The 16,286-nt window shown below is 73.3% G+C and carries 15 protein-coding genes; 4 read left to right on the top strand and 11 right to left on the bottom strand.

Going from position 1 to position 16,286, the window contains the following annotated elements:
* The 3 genes from DKT68_RS20980 to DKT68_RS20990 all read right to left on the bottom strand — a co-directional run.
* Window positions 1-1,056, bottom strand: a 1,056-nt coding sequence (locus DKT68_RS20980) for a 6-phosphofructokinase (RefSeq protein WP_109819127.1), incomplete at its 3' end; no start/stop codon positions are given.
* A 172-nt stretch (window positions 1,057-1,228) separates the two neighbouring features.
* Window positions 1,229-1,732, bottom strand: coding sequence for a pyridoxamine 5'-phosphate oxidase family protein (locus DKT68_RS20985; protein ID WP_109819116.1), 504 nt, complete (start codon window positions 1,730-1,732; stop codon window positions 1,229-1,231).
* 73 nt (window positions 1,733-1,805) lie between these two features.
* Window positions 1,806-2,303, bottom strand: a complete 498-nt coding sequence (locus DKT68_RS20990; protein ID WP_109819117.1) for a polyadenylate-specific 3'-exoribonuclease AS — start codon at window positions 2,301-2,303, stop codon at window positions 1,806-1,808.
* Between the two features lie 295 nt (window positions 2,304-2,598).
* On the opposite strand from DKT68_RS20990, the gene DKT68_RS20995 reads away from it, so the two are divergent.
* Window positions 2,599-3,291 carry a Crp/Fnr family transcriptional regulator gene (locus DKT68_RS20995; RefSeq protein ID WP_030337710.1) on the top strand — a complete coding sequence of 231 codons (693 nt, stop codon included), beginning with the start codon at window positions 2,599-2,601 and terminating at the stop codon, window positions 3,289-3,291.
* Window positions 3,292-3,374: 83 nt separating this feature from the next.
* Here DKT68_RS20995 and DKT68_RS21000 read toward each other — a convergent pair whose 3' ends face one another.
* On the bottom strand, window positions 3,375-3,572 hold the full coding sequence (locus DKT68_RS21000) for a hypothetical protein (RefSeq protein ID WP_109819118.1): 198 nt from the start codon (window positions 3,570-3,572) through the stop codon (window positions 3,375-3,377).
* A gap of 162 nt (window positions 3,573-3,734) precedes the next feature.
* On the opposite strand from DKT68_RS21000, the gene DKT68_RS21005 reads away from it, so the two are divergent.
* Entirely contained in the window at window positions 3,735-7,259 is a 3,525-nt protein-coding gene (locus DKT68_RS21005) for an ATP-binding protein (RefSeq protein ID WP_109819119.1), read from the top strand.
* Between the two features lie 7 nt (window positions 7,260-7,266).
* Here DKT68_RS21005 and DKT68_RS21010 read toward each other — a convergent pair whose 3' ends face one another.
* Window positions 7,267-7,965: a lysophospholipid acyltransferase family protein gene (locus DKT68_RS21010; RefSeq protein ID WP_109819120.1), complete on the bottom strand. Its 699-nt coding sequence runs from the start codon at window positions 7,963-7,965 to the stop codon at window positions 7,267-7,269.
* A 324-nt stretch (window positions 7,966-8,289) separates the two neighbouring features.
* Here DKT68_RS21010 and DKT68_RS21015 point away from each other — a divergent pair, with 324 nt between their 5' ends.
* Window positions 8,290-9,135, top strand: a complete 846-nt coding sequence (locus tag DKT68_RS21015) for a hypothetical protein (RefSeq protein WP_109819121.1) — start codon at window positions 8,290-8,292, stop codon at window positions 9,133-9,135.
* A gap of 172 nt (window positions 9,136-9,307) precedes the next feature.
* Window positions 9,308-10,804, top strand: a complete 1,497-nt coding sequence (locus tag DKT68_RS21020; RefSeq protein WP_236647007.1) for an alpha,alpha-trehalose-phosphate synthase (UDP-forming) — start codon at window positions 9,308-9,310, stop codon at window positions 10,802-10,804.
* 9 nt (window positions 10,805-10,813) lie between these two features.
* Here the strand turns inward: DKT68_RS21020 and DKT68_RS21025 are convergent, their stop codons facing one another.
* From DKT68_RS21025 to DKT68_RS21050, 6 genes are all read right to left on the bottom strand, one after another.
* A complete protein-coding gene (locus DKT68_RS21025) occupies window positions 10,814-11,608 on the bottom strand; it encodes an alpha/beta hydrolase (RefSeq protein ID WP_109819122.1) in 795 nt (264 codons plus the stop codon).
* A 191-nt stretch (window positions 11,609-11,799) separates the two neighbouring features.
* Window positions 11,800-13,206 (bottom strand): flavin-containing monooxygenase, encoded by a 1,407-nt coding sequence (locus DKT68_RS21030; protein WP_109819123.1) that lies wholly within the window; start codon window positions 13,204-13,206, stop codon window positions 11,800-11,802.
* 114 nt (window positions 13,207-13,320) lie between these two features.
* Window positions 13,321-14,025, bottom strand: a complete 705-nt coding sequence (locus DKT68_RS21035) for an endonuclease/exonuclease/phosphatase family protein (RefSeq protein ID WP_109819124.1) — start codon at window positions 14,023-14,025, stop codon at window positions 13,321-13,323.
* An 11-nt stretch (window positions 14,026-14,036) separates the two neighbouring features.
* Window positions 14,037-14,984 carry an ROK family glucokinase gene (locus tag DKT68_RS21040; protein WP_109819125.1) on the bottom strand — a complete coding sequence of 316 codons (948 nt, stop codon included), beginning with the start codon at window positions 14,982-14,984 and terminating at the stop codon, window positions 14,037-14,039.
* A gap of 76 nt (window positions 14,985-15,060) precedes the next feature.
* Window positions 15,061-15,732 (bottom strand): hypothetical protein, encoded by a 672-nt coding sequence (locus DKT68_RS21045; protein WP_109819129.1) that lies wholly within the window; start codon window positions 15,730-15,732, stop codon window positions 15,061-15,063.
* Window positions 15,733-15,763: 31 nt separating this feature from the next.
* A complete protein-coding gene (locus DKT68_RS21050; protein WP_109819126.1) occupies window positions 15,764-16,219 on the bottom strand; it encodes an SRPBCC family protein in 456 nt (151 codons plus the stop codon).
* Window positions 16,220-16,286: the final 67 nt, after the last annotated feature.

The raw sequence follows: 16,286 nt of genomic DNA on the forward strand, positions 1-16,286 counted from the left end.
ACGCGCCTTATCGTCGGCAGCGTCAGATGTGTAAAAGAGACAGACCTCGGCCTCGGCGTACCGCTCCAGGGGAACGGTCTTCAGCTCGCGGGTCGCCTCGGCGAGGGGCACCCGGACGATGTCCGTGCTCTGCATCGCGACCATCTTGCCCCAGTCGCCCTCGTGCACCGCGTCGATGGCCTGCAGGCCCAGGCGGGTGGCGAGCACCCGGTCGAACGCGGTCGGGGTGCCACCGCGCTGGATGTGGCCCAGCACCACGGTGCGGGCCTCCTTGCCGGTCTTGGCCTCCAGCTGCTCGGCGAGCCACTGGCCGATGCCACCGAGGCGGACGTGGCCGAACGAGTCCAGCTCCTGGTTGGCCAGCACCATCTGGCCGTCCAGTGGCTGGGCGCCCTCGGCGACCACCACGATCGGGGCGTACTGGTGCTGGAAGCGCTTCTCGACGTAGCCGGCCACCTGGTCGACGTCGAACTGCCGCTCCGGGAGCAGGATGACGTTGGCGCCACCGGCCAGGCCGGCGTGCAGGGCGATCCAGCCGGCGTGCCGGCCCATGACCTCGACGACCAGCGTGCGGTGGTGACTCTCCGCGGTGGTGTGCAGCCGGTCGATGGCCTCCATCGCGATGTTGACCGCGGTGTCGAAGCCGAAGGTGTAGTCGGTGGCGCCGAGGTCGTTGTCGATGGTCTTCGGGACGCCGACCACGTGCACGCCCAGCTCGTAGAGCTGGGTGGCCACGCCGAGGGTGTCCTCGCCGCCGATCGCGATCAGGGCGTCCACGCCCTGCGCGGCGAGGTTGTCCTTGATCCGCTCGACGCCGTTCTCGATCTTGAACGGGTTGGTCCGGGACGAGCCGAGGATGGTGCCGCCGCGGGGCAGGATGCCGCGGACGTCGGCGATGTCCAGGGGCCGGGACAGGCCCTCCAGCGGGCCCTTCCAGCCGTCCCGGAAGCCCACGAACTCGTGACCGTAAGTGGCGACGCCCTTGCGGACCACCGCCCGGATGACCGCGTTGAGACCCGGGCAGTCGCCGCCGCCGGTGAGCACGCCGATACGCATGATCCGCTCATCCTCCTGGAGCATCAGGTAAAGCCCGATAAGCCCCAGGATATGTGTCAGGTCAGACCATCGGCGCCGTTGCCGGCCCGGGGCGGGCCGTCACTGCGCACTGTAGTCGGCCCACCTGGACACCGACAGCGCGCCCCGGGGACGACCCGCCCCGGGACACGGGTCAGTAGGCGACCTCGTGGCTCTCGCCGGCCTTTGGGGGTCGGCCGGTGACCGCGGCCCTGGCGAAGCCGAGCAGGTTGACCACCGTGCTGCTGGGCGAGTCCCAGTACTCGGCGGAGCTGGCGTGCACCTTGATCATCGTCAGGCCGGGGGTGTCCAGCCCGTCGGGGAACCAGGCCTTGAGCAGCGGGTTCCACAGGTGCTCGGCGCGAGCCCGGTCGAACCCCTCGGAGGCGGTGCCGGAGACCGACACCCAGGCGTTGTGCCTCTGATCGGAGAAGGCGACGTTGACCTCGGGGTTCACCCGGATCTGGCGGACCTTCGCCGAGTCCCCGTAGGCGAAGAACCACAGATCGCCGTCGAACTCCGCCTCCTGGAGGCCCATCGGCCGGCTCACCTGCCGCCCGTCCAGGGCGATCGTGGTGAGCATGCAGATCCGTGCGGCCCGAGCCAGCTCGGTGACCCGACCGCGGGCCTCCGCGGCGCTCGTCGGCTCATTGCTCATAGCGCTCTCCCTCCGCTCGGCTTTCCCACCGATGCCCGGGACAGAACCGGTCAAACCTCCGGCGTCACGACCGTCACCGGGCCGTCATGGCTCGCCAGCGTGCCAGGTTGTGGCGGGCGTCGACCAGAGCGTCGTGCCGGGCCGCGTCCGCGTCCGGCAGAGGCGGTCGGCCCCGGTCGTCCCAGAGCTGGCGCAGCTCCTTGGTGAACCGGGGAATCTCCCGGGGCAGCGCCGGCATCGCGCCCCAGAGCTGGGCGAGCACCACGTGGTCGTACGCGGCGTACCAGGCCCACAGCTCCAACTGCTCCCCCGGCCGGTCCCGGATCGGCTCCATGAGGAAGTCGTACAGATCGTCGCGGATGCGCTCCCGTGAGCGCCAGGCCCGGTCGGCCGGCGAGGGCAGCTTGTCCAGCACGTTGCGCCGCACCCACGGCACGGCACGGGAGTCGTCGAACTGGGTGGAGACCGCGTAGAACTCGCGGCCGTACTCGTCGACGACACCGATCGAGACGAGGTCGACGACCTGGCCGTCCTCGATGAACTCGCAGTCGTAGAAGTAGCGGTAGACCATTCCCGCCATCCTCGCCCACCCCCGTCCGGCGCTGACCGGCGGGGGCCCGCGGACGGCAGGGCGCCGAGCCGGCACAGACCCGCGCCGGCGGCCCGGACCGGCACCTCACGAGGTCGTACGCCGCAGCTCGCGACGGTCACGGAAGTGCTTCGAGGGGTGTACAGCAAGCGACCGGACCGTCATGATCTGATGTGTACCGCTACCGGACGCCGAGCCGGTGTCAGTTCACCTTGTCGGGGCCATCAGGTTCGCCCGGTGAGCGAGTTGTGGTCCTTGACCGGGGAGGGGTTGGGCCGTGGAGGTTCGCCTGCCGGAGCCGGGTGATGCGCTCACGGGTGTCGAAATGTTCGCCGGGCTGGAGCCCGAGGTGCGGCAGCGTGTCATCGCCGCCGCCGTTCCGCGCACCTACCGCAAGGGCCAACTGCTGTTCGTGGAGAACGACCCGGGCGAGTCGCTGATCGTGCTGCGCCGCGGCGCGGTGGCCGTCTTCCGCACCGCACCCACCGGCGAGCGTGCCGTGCTGTCGGTGATCCGTCCGCCCGATGTGCTCGGCGAGGTCTCCCTGCTCGACGCCTCCACCCGGTCCGCCTCCGCGGAGGCCATCGAGGACTGCGCGGCGCTCGCGCTCTCCCGGGGGGCCTTCATGGAGCTGGTGCACTCCAACCCGCGCATCCTGGACGCGGTGATGCGCTCACTGGGCGGGCTGATCCGCCGGCTCACCGAGCAGAACGCCGACCACGTCTTCCTCGACCTGCCCGGTCGGGTGGCCAAGACGCTGGTCCGGCTGGCCGGCGAGAGCCAGGCGCCGATGATCACGATCGAGCTCAACCAGAGCCAGCTGGCCGAGATGGCTGGCGGCTCCCGGCAGAGCGTCAACCAGGCGATCGGCTCGTTCGCCAGCCGCGGCTGGCTGCGTACCGAGGGGCGCCGCATCGTGGTGACCGACGTCGCCGCGCTGCGCCGGCGCGCCGGCATGAACGACCGCTGATTCACCGCCGCCAGCGGCAGGACACGAAACGGCCGGGTCACCCGTGGGCGACCCGGCCGCGTCGTCGCGTCACCGGTGCGGAGTCAGACTCCCGAGCTGCCCGGGCCGGCCCACTTGTCCGGGCCCTTGCCGTCACCGTCCGGGCCGTGGGACTGCTCGATGACGATGCCCTCGGCCTGCAGCGTGGCGAGGGTGGCCGCGTCGACGTCCACCGAGTCACCCGCGGAGTGGTTGACCCCGTTGCCGTCGGTCCAGTTGCTCTCCAGCTTGACGTACACCATTGACCTGTCCCCCTCTGGTCCCTGATCGACATGTGGCTGCCTGAATCTAGTCCGTCCGACCGCTTGTGGACTGTCCACAAGCCAACAGGCCGGTACCTGACAGCGACGCCGACGGTGATAATTCCTCCGACGGGACGCCTCTGAGCGTCGGCCGGTTCGCCAGTGGAGGGTGTCATCGCCGCGCAGTGTGGGCGCTGTGGTCGTACGGCCGCCGACGGCGACCGCTTCTGCGGTGGCTGCGGCGCCGAGCTGGGCGCGGTGTGCCCGCACTGCCTGCGTCCGCTCGCCCCGGACGTCACGTTCTGCACCTCGTGCGGGTCGCCCCGGCCGGGCGCGGACCGGCCGGCCGCGGTCAGCCCGCAGGAGGACCGCCGCCGGGTGAGTGTGCTCTTCGTCGACCTGATCGACTTCACCCCGTACGTCGAGCGGGCCGACCCGGAGCAGGTCCGCGGCATGCAGACCGGCTTCTTCTCCGCGGCACGACGGGTGGTCGGCCAGTACGGCGGGGTGGTGGAGAAGTACATCGGTGACGCGGTGATGGCGCTGTTCGGCGCCCCGATCGCCACCGAGACCGACGCGTTGCGCTGCGTACGGGCCGGGTTGGAGCTGCAACGGGTGCTCACCCGGTTCGCACCGACGGGCAGCACCGAGCTGCGGTTCCGCGTCGGGGTGGCCACCGGCGAGGCGCTGGTCGACGTGGCCGCGGCCCGCGACGGCGGGCAGGCGATCGTGGCCGGCGACGTGGTCAACACCGCCTCCCGGATGCAGTCGGTCGCGCCGCCGGGCGGGGTGCTGGTCTGCGGCGCCACGCACGCGTTGACCAAGGACGCGATCCGCTACGAGGAGCAGCCCCCGGTCACCCTGCGCGGCCGCTCGACGCCGACCGAGGTGTGGCTCGCCCTGTCCCCGCTGCGCCGCCAGCCGACCGACCGGGAGCCGGACACCACGCCGCTGGTCGACCGGGAACACGAGCTGGGCATGCTGGTCAACGCCCTGCACCGGTCACTGCGCGACCGGCTGCCGCAGGTCGTGACCATCTTCGGCCGGGCCGGCATCGGCAAGAGCCGGCTGCTGCGGGAGCTCTACCGGCACACCGGCCGGCTGGTCGACGAGCCGTTGACGTGGCGCACCGGACGCTGCCCGCCATTCGGGGAGAACGTCACGTTCGCCGCGCTCGCCGACATCGTCAAGTCCGAGGCCGGCATCCTGGACACCGACCCGGCCGGCAGCGCGGCCCAGCGGCTGGCCTCGGCGGTCGGCGAGCTGATCGGCCCGGGCGAACGGGACCGGGTGGTGGACGCGCTGCGCCCGCTGGTCGGGCTGCCCGGCACTCCGCTGCCGGCGGAGGAGGCCGAGTCGGCCTGGCGGCGCTTCCTGCTGGCGCTGGCCGCCCGCCGCCCCACCGTGCTGGTCTTCGAGGACCTGCACTGGGCCGACGACGCGATGCTGCGCTTCGTGGAGCTGCTCGGCGCGGCGGCCCGGGAGGTGCCGCTGCTGCTGCTCTGCACGGCCCGCCCCGAGCTGGTCGACCGGGACCCGAGCTGGGCCGGCACCATCACCGGTTCGGTGACGATCACCCTGCCGCCGCTGCGCGACACCGGGATCGCCGCGCTGTACGCGCACCTGTTCGGCCAGGCGGCGTTCTCCGCCGACATGTTGAGCCCGCTGATCGAGGTGGCCGGCGGCAACCCCCTCTACGCCCACGAGTACGTCCGGATGCTGATCGAGCAGGGCGCGCTCCGCCAGTCGGGGCGGGGCTGGTCGCTGGACAAGCAGCTCGAGCTGACCATGCCGGAGAGCGTGCACGCCGTCATCGCCAACCGGGTGGACCTGCTGGACGCCAAGGACCGCTCGGTGCTGCTGGCCGCGTCGGTGGTGGGGGTGCAGTTCTGGCCGGGCGCGGTGGCCGCCGCGCTGGGGCAGCAGGTCGAGTCGGTGGAGCGCTCGTTGCGCCGGCTGGAGCAGCGCGACTTCGTGCACGAGCAGGCGGCGTCGACGATGGCCGGGCAGGCGGAGTTCCGGTTCCGCCACGTGCTGGTGCGCGACGTCTGCTACCAGCGGCTGCCGCGTACCGAGCGGGTGGCCCGGCACGAGCGGGCGGCGGACTGGCTCGACGCGTTGTCGCACAGCCGCGACACCGATCTGGCCGAGGTGCTCGCGCACCACCGCTGGGCGGCGCACGAGATCGCGCGCTCGCTCGGCATGCAGGTCCGGCGGTACGCGGGGCCGGCGCGGCAGGCGCTGCACCGGGCGGCCCGCCGGGCGTACGCGCTGCACGGGCTGGACGCGGCGGCCAGCCACGCGGGCCGGGCCCTGGGTCTGGCCGACGACAGCGACCCGGTGGGCCGGCTCCAGCTGGAGCTGCTCAGCACCGAGATCTCGTTCTACCGGGACGGCAACGCCTTCCTCTCGGGCGGAGGGGCGGAGCAGGTGCACGCGCTCGCCGACCGGCTGCTGGCGCACGGCGACGACGCCTGTGCGGCCCGGGCGTGGACGCTGCTCGGGCAGGCCGCCTGGCTGCGCGCCGACCGCGGCGACGCGCTGGCCTGCCTGGACCGCGCGGTGCAGCTGTTCGAGCCACTTCCGGACAGCCCGCAGAAGGCGGACGCGTACGCGGAGCTGGGCCGGTTGCACATGCTCAACTACGAGCGGGACCCGGCCGTGGCGGCGGCGGACACCGCGGCGGAGATCGCCGAGCGGCTGGGTCTGACCGAGACCCGCACCAACGCGCGGATCACCGCGGCCACCGCCCGCTACCAGTCCGGCGACCGGGTCGGCCTGGACGAGCTGCACGCCATCGTCGAGTTCAGCCGGGCCGGTCAGCTCCTCGCGCTGCCCCGGGCCACCCAGAACCTCGCGTGGGCGATCCGGGAGGAGGGCGACTGGCTGCGCTCCGACGCCCTGCTCTCGGCCGCGCCGGCCCGCACCGCCAGCGGCCAGACGCTGACCACCAGCTACTCGGCGGAGGCGATGCGGGCCTGGTTCGACGGCGACTTCGGCCGGCTGCTCGCCGCCGCGGAGGCGTTCGTGGACACCCCGACCGGCAGCTGGGACATGCAGGTGCGGGGGCTGCGCTGCTGCCTGCTGGTGCTGCGCGACGACGAGGATCCGGACGACGTGGCCGACGCCCTGACCACCGCGCGACGCAGCGGGTTCCACCGGCTGCACTGGACGATGCTGAGCATGGCCGCTCTGTGCCGGGCGCTGCAGGGCCGCGACGCCGAGGCGGCGGAGCTGATCGACGAGCTGGGCCGGTCCTGGTCGGCGGTGCCGGCGCTGGCCAGCGGGGAGTGGATCGCCGCGGCCGCGTACGCCGCCGCCCTTGCCGGCCGGGACGCCGCGGTGCGGGTCCGGGCGATGCTCGACCGGGTCGGTCACCGGACGCCCTGGTCGGAGGCGGCGCTGCGGACCGTGACGGCGGCCGTGGCCTCGGCCGACGGTGACCACCGGCGCGCGGCCGAGCTGCACCTGGCCGCCGCCGAGACCTACGGCCGAATCCCGGACGTCAGCGACCGGGTGCTGGCGCTGGCGTTCGCGGCGGCGGAGCTGACCCGCGCCGGCGACCCGGCGTCCGCCCGGGTGCCGCGCGCCGAGGTGCGGACGTTCGCGCTGCGCAACGACGCCCCGGGGCTGTTGGCGCTGGCCGGCCGGCCGATCACGCCGGCCGGGCCGGCGATCGCCTGCTGAGCCGGGCTCAGGCGGCGACCGGCACGGGCACGGGCCTGGGTTCCTTGAGCTTCTGCGCGTAGATGTCGACGTACTCCCGGCCGGAGAGCTCCATCAGCTCGTACATGATCTCGTCGGTGACCGCGCGCTCGACGAACCGGTCACCGGCGAGACCGGCGTAGCGGGAGAAGTCCAGCGGGGCGCCGAAACGGATCTTGACCCGGGCGACCTTGGGGATGAGCTTGCCCGGCGGTTGGATCTCGTCGGCGTTGAGCATCACCACGGGCACCACCGGCGCGCCGCTCTCCAGCGCGAGCCGCGCCACCCCGGTCTTGCCCCGGTAGAGCCGCCCGTCCGGGGAGCGGGTCCCCTCCGGGTAGATGCCGGCCACTCCGCCGGCCCGCAGCACCTGCAGCTGGGTGTCCAGCGCCGCGCGGGCCGCCCGGCCGCCGGAGCGGTCCACCGGGATGGTGCCGGTGCCGACAAAGAACATCCTGGTCAGCCAGCCCTTGATCCCCTTGCCGGTGAAGTACTCGGCCTTGGCCACGAAGGTGACCTTCCGCGGGGTGATCAGCGGCGTGAAGATCGAGTCGGAGAAGGAGAGGTGGTTGCTGGCCAGGATCACCGGACCGGTCCTCGGCACGTTGTGCAGGCCCTCCACCTGCGGCCGGAAGATCAGCTTGAGCAGCGGACCGAGGATGACGTACTTCAACAGCCAGTACAGCACCGGCGTCCTTCCCGTGGCGTCGTCAGACGGCGCCCGCGCGCCGGTGTGGCCCTCTTCCGGGCGGCGCCGCCGTCGCCGACGAGCGTACGAAGCGCGGGCCGCCCACCACAACGGATGCCCGGGCCGGCTTCCGCCGCTTCCTCCGCAAGAACGGACAAAGGGGCATGGCCGCGACCAGCGGCAGGGGTGCTGACTTTGGAAGACGCGACACAACGCACTCCCGGAACCGGCCCCTGACGTGTCACGATTCAGAGCACGGCGTGCGGACGGGCGTCGAGGGGGCTGGGCGGCCGCGCCGGAAGGCGCGTTGAGGAGGATGTCCGGGTGTCAGCGGGTGGGGCCCGCCGGGGACGGCGGGACAACGGGCTCGACGCGAGCGAGTACGCCGTCGTCGGCGACGTCGATCCGCGCGTCGGCGAGCACCTGCTCGACGTGCTGGCCGCCGGCGGGATCGCCGCCTACCTGCAACCCTCCGCCGACCTCAACCCGGTCACCCGCACCACCACGGTCCCGGCCCGCCCGGTCGACCGGCTCTACGTCGACCGCTCGCACCTGACCACCGCGCGCGACTACCTCACCCAGCTCGCCGACGAGACCGCCCCCGAGCAGCCACCGGCCCGCGACGAACCGGACATCGACGCCGAGTGGGCCCGGATCGTCGCCGGCTTCCACAGCACCTCGGCCGTCGGGGAGCACCCGTGGCCGGCCGCGGAGGACGTGGACGACCGGGACGAGCCGGCCACCGGTCCGCTGGCCCGCTCCGGCACCGACGAGGCCGGGCCGACCGCCACCGACGTCCGCCGGCTACCGTCCGCCACCGACATCTCCGGGATCTCGGTCGGGCGCGGCACCCGGCCGGACGAGCCGTCGCTGCTGGACGGGCTGGACACCTTCGGCGCCGACCTGCCCGACGACGAGGATGACGACGAGGGCTACCACCCTCCCCCGCCGCCCCCGCTGCCCCGGGTCTCCAAGTACGCGGCGGTCGGGGCGCTCGCGGTGATCGTCGGGTTCGTGCTCTTCCTCTTCCCGTCGCTGCTGCCGATCGACCGCTCGGCGGTCACCCTGTTCGGGTTCACCGGCATCCTGGCCGGTTTCGTCACGCTGATCTGGCGACTCCGTCCCGGCGACGAGGACGATGACGACCCGGACAACGGCGCCGTCGTCTGAGGCTTGCGCACCGCCCGCCGACCGGATACCGGGACGGCTCCGCCCCGCCCCGGACGTAACAGTGGTGTAACTTACTGTCAGTAGGAATACCGCCGTACGTCACTTCCCCCGCTGACTGACCGGTTTTCCCTTGCTCGTGGCGGTCAGTCCTCTGCTGATCGGAATGCCCGAGATGCGACAGAGCTCCCTCGTGGTGGTAGCCAACCGCCTTCCCATCGACGACAGCGTGGCGCCCGACGGGGCCTGCGAATGGCGGCGCAGCCCGGGAGGGCTGGTCGGCGCACTGCACCCCCTGCTGCGGCACACCCCGGCGACGTGGGTCGGCTGGGCCGGCGGCGCCGGGTCGGCTCCCGCGCTGCCGGACGTGGACGGCGTCCGGATGCACACCGTCGCCCTCAGCCGCGACGACCTGCGTGACCACTACGAGGGGTTCTCCAACGCCACCCTCTGGCCGCTCTACCACGACGCCGTCGAGCAGCCGCAGCACCACCGCCGGTGGTGGGAGGCGTACCAGCGGGTCAACCAGCGCTTCGCCGAGGCGACCGCCGAGGTGGCGGAGCAGGGCGGAATCGTCTGGGTGCAGGACTACCACCTGCAACTGGTCCCGGGGCTGCTCCGCGCGCTCCGGCCGGACCTGCGCATCGGCTTCTTCCTGCACGTGCCGTTCCCGCCGCCGGAGCTGTTCATGCAGCTGCCCCGTCGGGCCGAGCTGCTGCGCGGCATGCTCGGCGCCGACCTGGTCGGCTTCCAGCGCGCACAGGCCGCGCACAACTTCGCCCAACTGGTCACCAAGGTGCTGGAGCTGCCCGCCACTGACCGGCGCATCGGGATCGACGACCGGGTGGTGCGCATCGGCGCGTTCCCGGTCTCCATCGACACCGCCGAGATGGCCGCGCTCGCCGCCCGCCCGGAGGTGGCCGCCCGCGCCCGCAGGCTGCGCCGGGACCTCGGCGATCCCCGGCAGGTCATCCTCAGCGTGGATCGGATGGACTACACCAAGGGGATCGAGCAGCGGCTCAAGGCGTACAGCGAGCTGCTCGCCAGCGGCGACGTCAAGGTCCGCGACACGGTGCTGGTGCAGGTCGCCATGCCGAGCCGGGAACGCGTCGGCCAGTACCAGATCCTGCGCGAGCGCATCGAACGCGAGGTGGGCCGGATCAACGGCGAGTTCGGCCGCGTCGGCGAGCCGGCCATCCACTACCTCACCCAGCCCTTCGACCGGGCCGAGCTGGCCGCCCTCTACCGGGTCGCCGACGTCATGGCGGTGACCCCGCTGCGCGACGGGATGAACCTCGTCGCCAAGGAGTACGTCGCCGCCCGGGTGGACGGCGCGGGCGCGCTGCTGCTCAGCGAGTTCGCCGGCACCGCGGCCGAACTGCCCGAGGCGTACCTGGTCAACCCGCACGACCTGGAGGGGCTCAAGCAGGGGCTGTGCGCGGCGCTGCGGGCCAGCCCGACCGACGTCGGGCAACGGATGCGGGCCATGCGCGCCTACCTGCACCAGCACGACATCCGGGCCTGGGCCCGCTCCTACCTCAGCGCGCTGGACGAGGCGGGCGCCCTGATCAACCGCCTGGCCAGCACCGACGGCACGCTGGACGGCGCCGCCCGCGTGCCGGCCCCCGCGACCCCGGCCGCAAGCCCCGCCACCCACCACGCCGGCGGCTGACCGGCGCGCTCAGTGCACTGCGGGCTCCTTCTCCAGCCAGTCCAGGATCGCGTCGATCGGCTCCACCCAACGCGCGTCCAGCATCAGGTCGTGACCCATCCCCGGGAAGAGCAGCGGCGCCGAGCCGTACCGGCGGGCCACCCGGTTCAACGTCGACGTCGGCACCACCCGGTCGTCCGGGCTGCCCAGCACCAGCACCGGCGGCGCGCCCACGGCCGGCTCGGCCCCCGGCTCGCCCAGCAGCGCCCACTGCGCCCGCCGGCCGGCCCGACCGAGCCGGGCGACGTGACGCCGGGCCTCCTCGTCCGGCAGGTCCCGGCTGAACAGCTGGCCACGGCTGAGCCGAAGCGGCCCGCCGAACACCGCCGGCAACGTGCCCGCCGGGTTGCGACGGACCGCCGCGCCGAGCACTCCCCACCCGCCGAACACCGGCGCCACCAGCACCGCGCTCCGCGCCGGATAGCGGGCCAACGCGTGCGCCACCACCAGCGCCCCGGCGCCGTGCCCCACCAGCACCGCCTGACGCGGCAGGCCCGCGGCCACCTGGACGACATCGTGGGCGTACGCGCGCAGCGTCGCCTCGGGCGCCGGCTCGCTGGCGCCGTGCCCGCGCAGGCTCATCGCGTACGCCGGGAACCCCCGCGACGCCGCGTGCCCCAGCCAGTGTTCGGCGAACGCCCACGCACCGTGCCCGAAGCCGGGGACGAAGAGCAGCGGCGGACGCCCCTCCTCCAGCTCGGGGGTGGCGCTGAGCACCTCGCGCCGGACGGGCCGGACCGGGCGGGACCACTCCCGGCCCCGCATGATCCGCAGCTCACTCCTCGCGCTCACCGGGCCGACCTTTCGTTCGCGACTGCGGGGCTCGCAAGCTCACTCCTCGCGCTCACCGTGCCAGCCTCTCGTTCGCGACTGCGGGGCTCGCAAGCTCACTCCTCGCGCTCACCGTGCCAGCCTCTCGTTCGCGACTGCGGGGCTCGCAAGCTCACTCCTCGCGCTCACTTGCCCTCCAGGTCGTGTAGGGCGCGCTGGACGGCGCGCAGGTAGTCGGCGTGACCGACCTCGAACCAGTGCCGGCTGCTCTCCTTGACCTGCGCGGAGTAGCGCTCCCCGGCCCGGTCCCGCACCCGCTGCGCGAACGCCGCCGCCCGCTCCGGCCGGTCCCGGCGGGCCTGCAGCAGCCGGGCGAAGAGCACCGTCTGCCAGTGCGACAGGGTGAACAACCCGGAGTCCGGCTGCACCAGACCGGCCACCGCCAGCGTCGGATGCCCCGGGGTGAACGCGTTGAGCCACAGCGTGGGCCGGCCGACACCGGCGCTGTCGCCGAACACCGACGCGTCGAGGAACTCGAAGCGCGGCAGGTAGCCGGTGGCGAAGATGACCAGCTCCGGGTCGATCTCGCGGCCGTCGGCCAGCTCCACCGCGTACGGGTGGAACCGGGCGACGTCGGGCACCGGGCCGATCGCGCCGTGCCCCACGTAGTAGACGAGCTGGCTGTTCGCGATCGGGTGCGTCTCGTACACCCGGTGGTCGGGCTTGGGCAGGCCGAAGCGGGTCAGGTCGCCCACGGTCAGCCGCAGCGTCCAGTGGTAGAGCCACTGGCGCGCCCGCAGCGGCACGCGCAGCGCCAGCAGAGTGTCGTTGACCTGGTCGGCGGGACGGCCGAGCACGTACTTCGGCGCGTACCAGTAGCCACGCCGGGTGGAGTGCCAGCACCGCGACGCCTGCTGGGCGGCCTCGACCGCGATGTCGCAGCCGGTGTTGCCGGCGCCCACCACGAGCACCCGCTTGCCGCGCAGCTGCGCCGGGTCCTTGTAGGACGAGGCGTGCATGATCTCGCCGCGGAACTGCTCCAGCCCCTCGTAGCGGGGCAGCTTCGGCGACCAGTTGTGGCCGTTGGCGACCACCACGGCGGCGTACTGCGCGGTGCGCTCCGGCCCGTACCCGCCGGTGGAGCGGGTGGTGACGTCCCAGCGTTCCCCCGGGGCCGGCTCGACCCGGACCACCTCGGTGCCGAACCAGATGTGCGAGCGCAGGTCGAAGTGGTCGGCGTACCGCTCGAAGTACGACAGCAGCTGGCTGTGGTGCGGGTAGTCCGGCCAGGAGTCCGGCATCGGGAAGTCGGGGAACTGGGTGAACGGCTTCGACGACAGCAGGTGGGTGCTCGCGTACACCGGGCTGCGGTCGTGCCGCCAGTTCCAGGCGCCGCCGACGCCGGTCTCCCGCTCGTAGCAGTCCACGCCGAACCCGTGCTCGCGCAGATTCTTGATGGCCGTCAGGCCGCTGGCCCCGGCCCCGATGACGCAGACCGTGTCGCCCCGGTCGGAGACCGGGCGGCCGTCGCGGCTCAGCGCGGACGGGGTCGCCTCCGGGTCGGGCCGGCCGTGGTCGGTGGAGGTGGACACCGGGACATCTCCTTTTGTGCGGCACGCGTGCCGGTCGCCGCGAAATCCTCTCCACATCGGAGCCGGATGTCCAGCCCCGGCGCGGACGGATCGGCGGTCGGGCCGGTGGGGGGGTCAGCCGGTGGTGGGCAGCAGCAGGTCGACCAGGACCGGGAAGTGGTCACTGGCGCGCCGGGTCTGCGGGGTGTCCACCACGTCGTAGTCGACCACGACGACTCGCGGGTCGACGAAGAGCGCGTCGATGCGTCGGCGCGGCTCGGCGCAGGAGTAGGTGAGCCGGTCCGCCCGGTGGGCCGCCACCGCGGCGTCGGTCAGCCCGCGCGCCACGGTCGCCCAGGCCGGCCCGTCCGGGCCCTCGTTGAGGTCCGCCCCGGCCACCACCGGGCTGCTCGCCTCGTGCAGCCCGCTCTTGAACTCGGCGGCCTGCGCGGGACGCTCCGCCGGATCGGTGGACAGGTGCGACCCGGCGAGGGTGAACCGGGCGTCACCGACCCGGCAGTCGGCGTACACGGCGCCGCGCAGGTGCCGGCCGGGGGTCAGCGGGAAGCGCTGGCAGCGGGTGCTCAGCACCTGGACCCGCAGGCTGGTCAGCAGCAGGTTGCCCAGGGCGGGCAGCCCACCGGCGGCCACCACCAGGCCGAACGACTCGGCCAGCGTGGCCGACTTCTGCCGCCACCGGAACCGGCGCGGCCCCTCCTGCACGATCACCACGTCCGGGGACGCGGCCCGGACCACCGTCGCCAGCGCGGCGGTGTCGTCGCGCTGGCTGTGGGTGTTGTACGACACGACCCGCAGGGGTACGCCGGCGTCCTGACCCATTCCGGTTCGCCTCAGATCCGTCGGGCGAGGTCTGCGGCGCCGATCACCCCGGCGCTGTTGCCCAGCTCGGCGGGGAGCACCTCGGCCACCGGCAGGCGGCCCCGCTGGGCGAGCGCGTCGAGGTACGAGCGGCGCGTCGGGCCGAGCAGCAGGTCACCGGCGTCGATGACGCCGCCGCCGACCACCAGCGTCTGCGGGTCGAGGATCTGCGCCATGTCGGCGAGGCTGGTGCCCAGCCACCGGCCGATCTGGGCGAACGCCTCGGCGGAGACGGGGTCGCCGCCCTGCGCGGCGGCGGTCACCATCCGGCCGGTGATCGCCTCGGCCTCCCCGCCGGCCAGCTCCAGCAGCGCGGTCGCCCGGTGCGGCTCCTGCCGGGCGCCGGCCCGCGCGAAGCGGACCAGGGCGCTGCCGCTGGCGTACTGCTCGATGCAGCCCAGCCGACCGCAGCCGCACTGGTGCCCGTCCGGCACGGCCAGGGTGTGGCCCAGCTCCGCGGCGATGCCGTGCGCGCCACGCATCAGCTCGCCGCCGAGCACGATCCCGCCGCCGACGCCGGTGCCGATGGTGAACATGACCATGGAGTCGTCGGCGTCGCGGGCCGCCCCGTAGCGGAACTCGGCCCAGGCGGCCACGTTGGCGTCGTTCTCCACGATCACCGGCAGGCCGACGGCGGTGCTGACGTACTCGCGCAGTGGCTCGTCGCGCCAGGCCAGGTTGGGGGCGAAGAGCACGGTCGAGCGGTTGGCGTCGATCCAGCCGGCCGCGCCGATGCCGACCGCCTCGATCGTCCGTCCGGCGGCCAGCTCGCCGACGACCTCGATGATGACGTCGCGGGTCTTGCCGACGTCATCGGCGGGGGTGTCCCGTCGGGTCTGCACGAGGACCGCGCCGGTGTCGTCCACGACACCGCCGGCCACCTTCGTGCCACCGACGTCGACTCCGATGGTCAGCGTCACCGCTGCCGCTCCCCTCTGCTGTGCTGTCCGGCCCGCGCGCCGACGGCACGCCGGTCCGGGTCGCGATGTCCCGCGCTCAGGCGACGTCGCCCGGCGCGTCCGCGCCGTCGCCGTCGGGCACCCGCGAAGCGGGCACCACGGGTCGGTTGGTCGGTGCCGGTACGGCCGCCGCCCCGGCCTCGTCGACGGGTGGTGCGGTGGTCGGGGCGACCGGGTCGCTCGTCCGGGTGGCGACCGACCACACGTCCCGCTCCGGCGCCGGCTGAGAATCATGCCCGGTACGGGTGGCATCGCGCCACACATGGTCGTCGTCGGTGTCGGCGGACCCGTCGCCCGTCGCGGGGTCGGGGACGTTGACGCCGTCGGCCGGGGCGGGCGGCGTCGACGGGCTGGCCGCGGACGGCTCCGCCGGCGTGAACGCGCGGAGCAGGCTGGCCACGCCCGCTGCCAGGTCACCGGCGCCGGTGGCCAGCCGCTCGGCGAATTCCGGACTCGGGTCACGCAACGCGGCGATCCCCCGACAGACCGGGCAGACGCAGCATTCGGCCGAACCGGTGGCGAAAGCTCCACCGGCGGTGGAGGGACCACCCGGGGCGGCACTGTGACCGAGGACACCGGCCAGCATCCCGCCCAGCGGGCCCCAGGCGCCGCCCGCCGAGCCGGCGGAGGCCAGCCGCGCCCCCGCGAGCAGGGTGGCGACCAGTCGTTCCGCCTCTTCCCGGGCCGAACCCGGATCCGTTGCACCCATGGTCGGCTCCTCTACCGTGCCGCCGTACGCGTCACTGCGCCGCACCGGGTGCTTCTACCCGGCGCTTGAGCTGCTTCAACGCGGTGTCCATGATCATCTTTTCGGCTTTGCGCCGGAACATGCCGAGCATCCCCACCGACAGCTCGACCTCCAGGGTGTAGGTCACCGTGGTGCCGCCGTCCGCGTTGGCCACCAGGTCGTACGAACCGCGCTGGCTCTTCTGCATCTTCGAGGGAGCCACCAGGTGCCACTCGATGCGGGACAGGTCCTCGGCGTACTCGTAGGCGAGCACGTACTCGTCGGCCATCACCCCGGCGTCGATGGTGAAGCGCACCTGGCTGGCATAGCCGTCCTCGTACTCCTCGATGACCTCGGCGCGGCGCACCGCCTCGGTCCACTCCGGGTAGCGCGCGAAGTCGCAGATGACCGCCGTCACCCGATCCGGTGACGCGCCGATGATGATCGACTGGGTGGAGGAGTCCGCCATGGGGGGAGGCTACCCGGCGGGCGGCGCCCGCACGCCGGGTAGCCTCCCCCCATGGCGGACTCCTCCA

Source organism: Micromonospora acroterricola, assembly GCF_003172955.1.
GTDB classification, from domain to species: Bacteria; Actinomycetota; Actinomycetes; order Mycobacteriales; family Micromonosporaceae; genus Micromonospora; species Micromonospora acroterricola.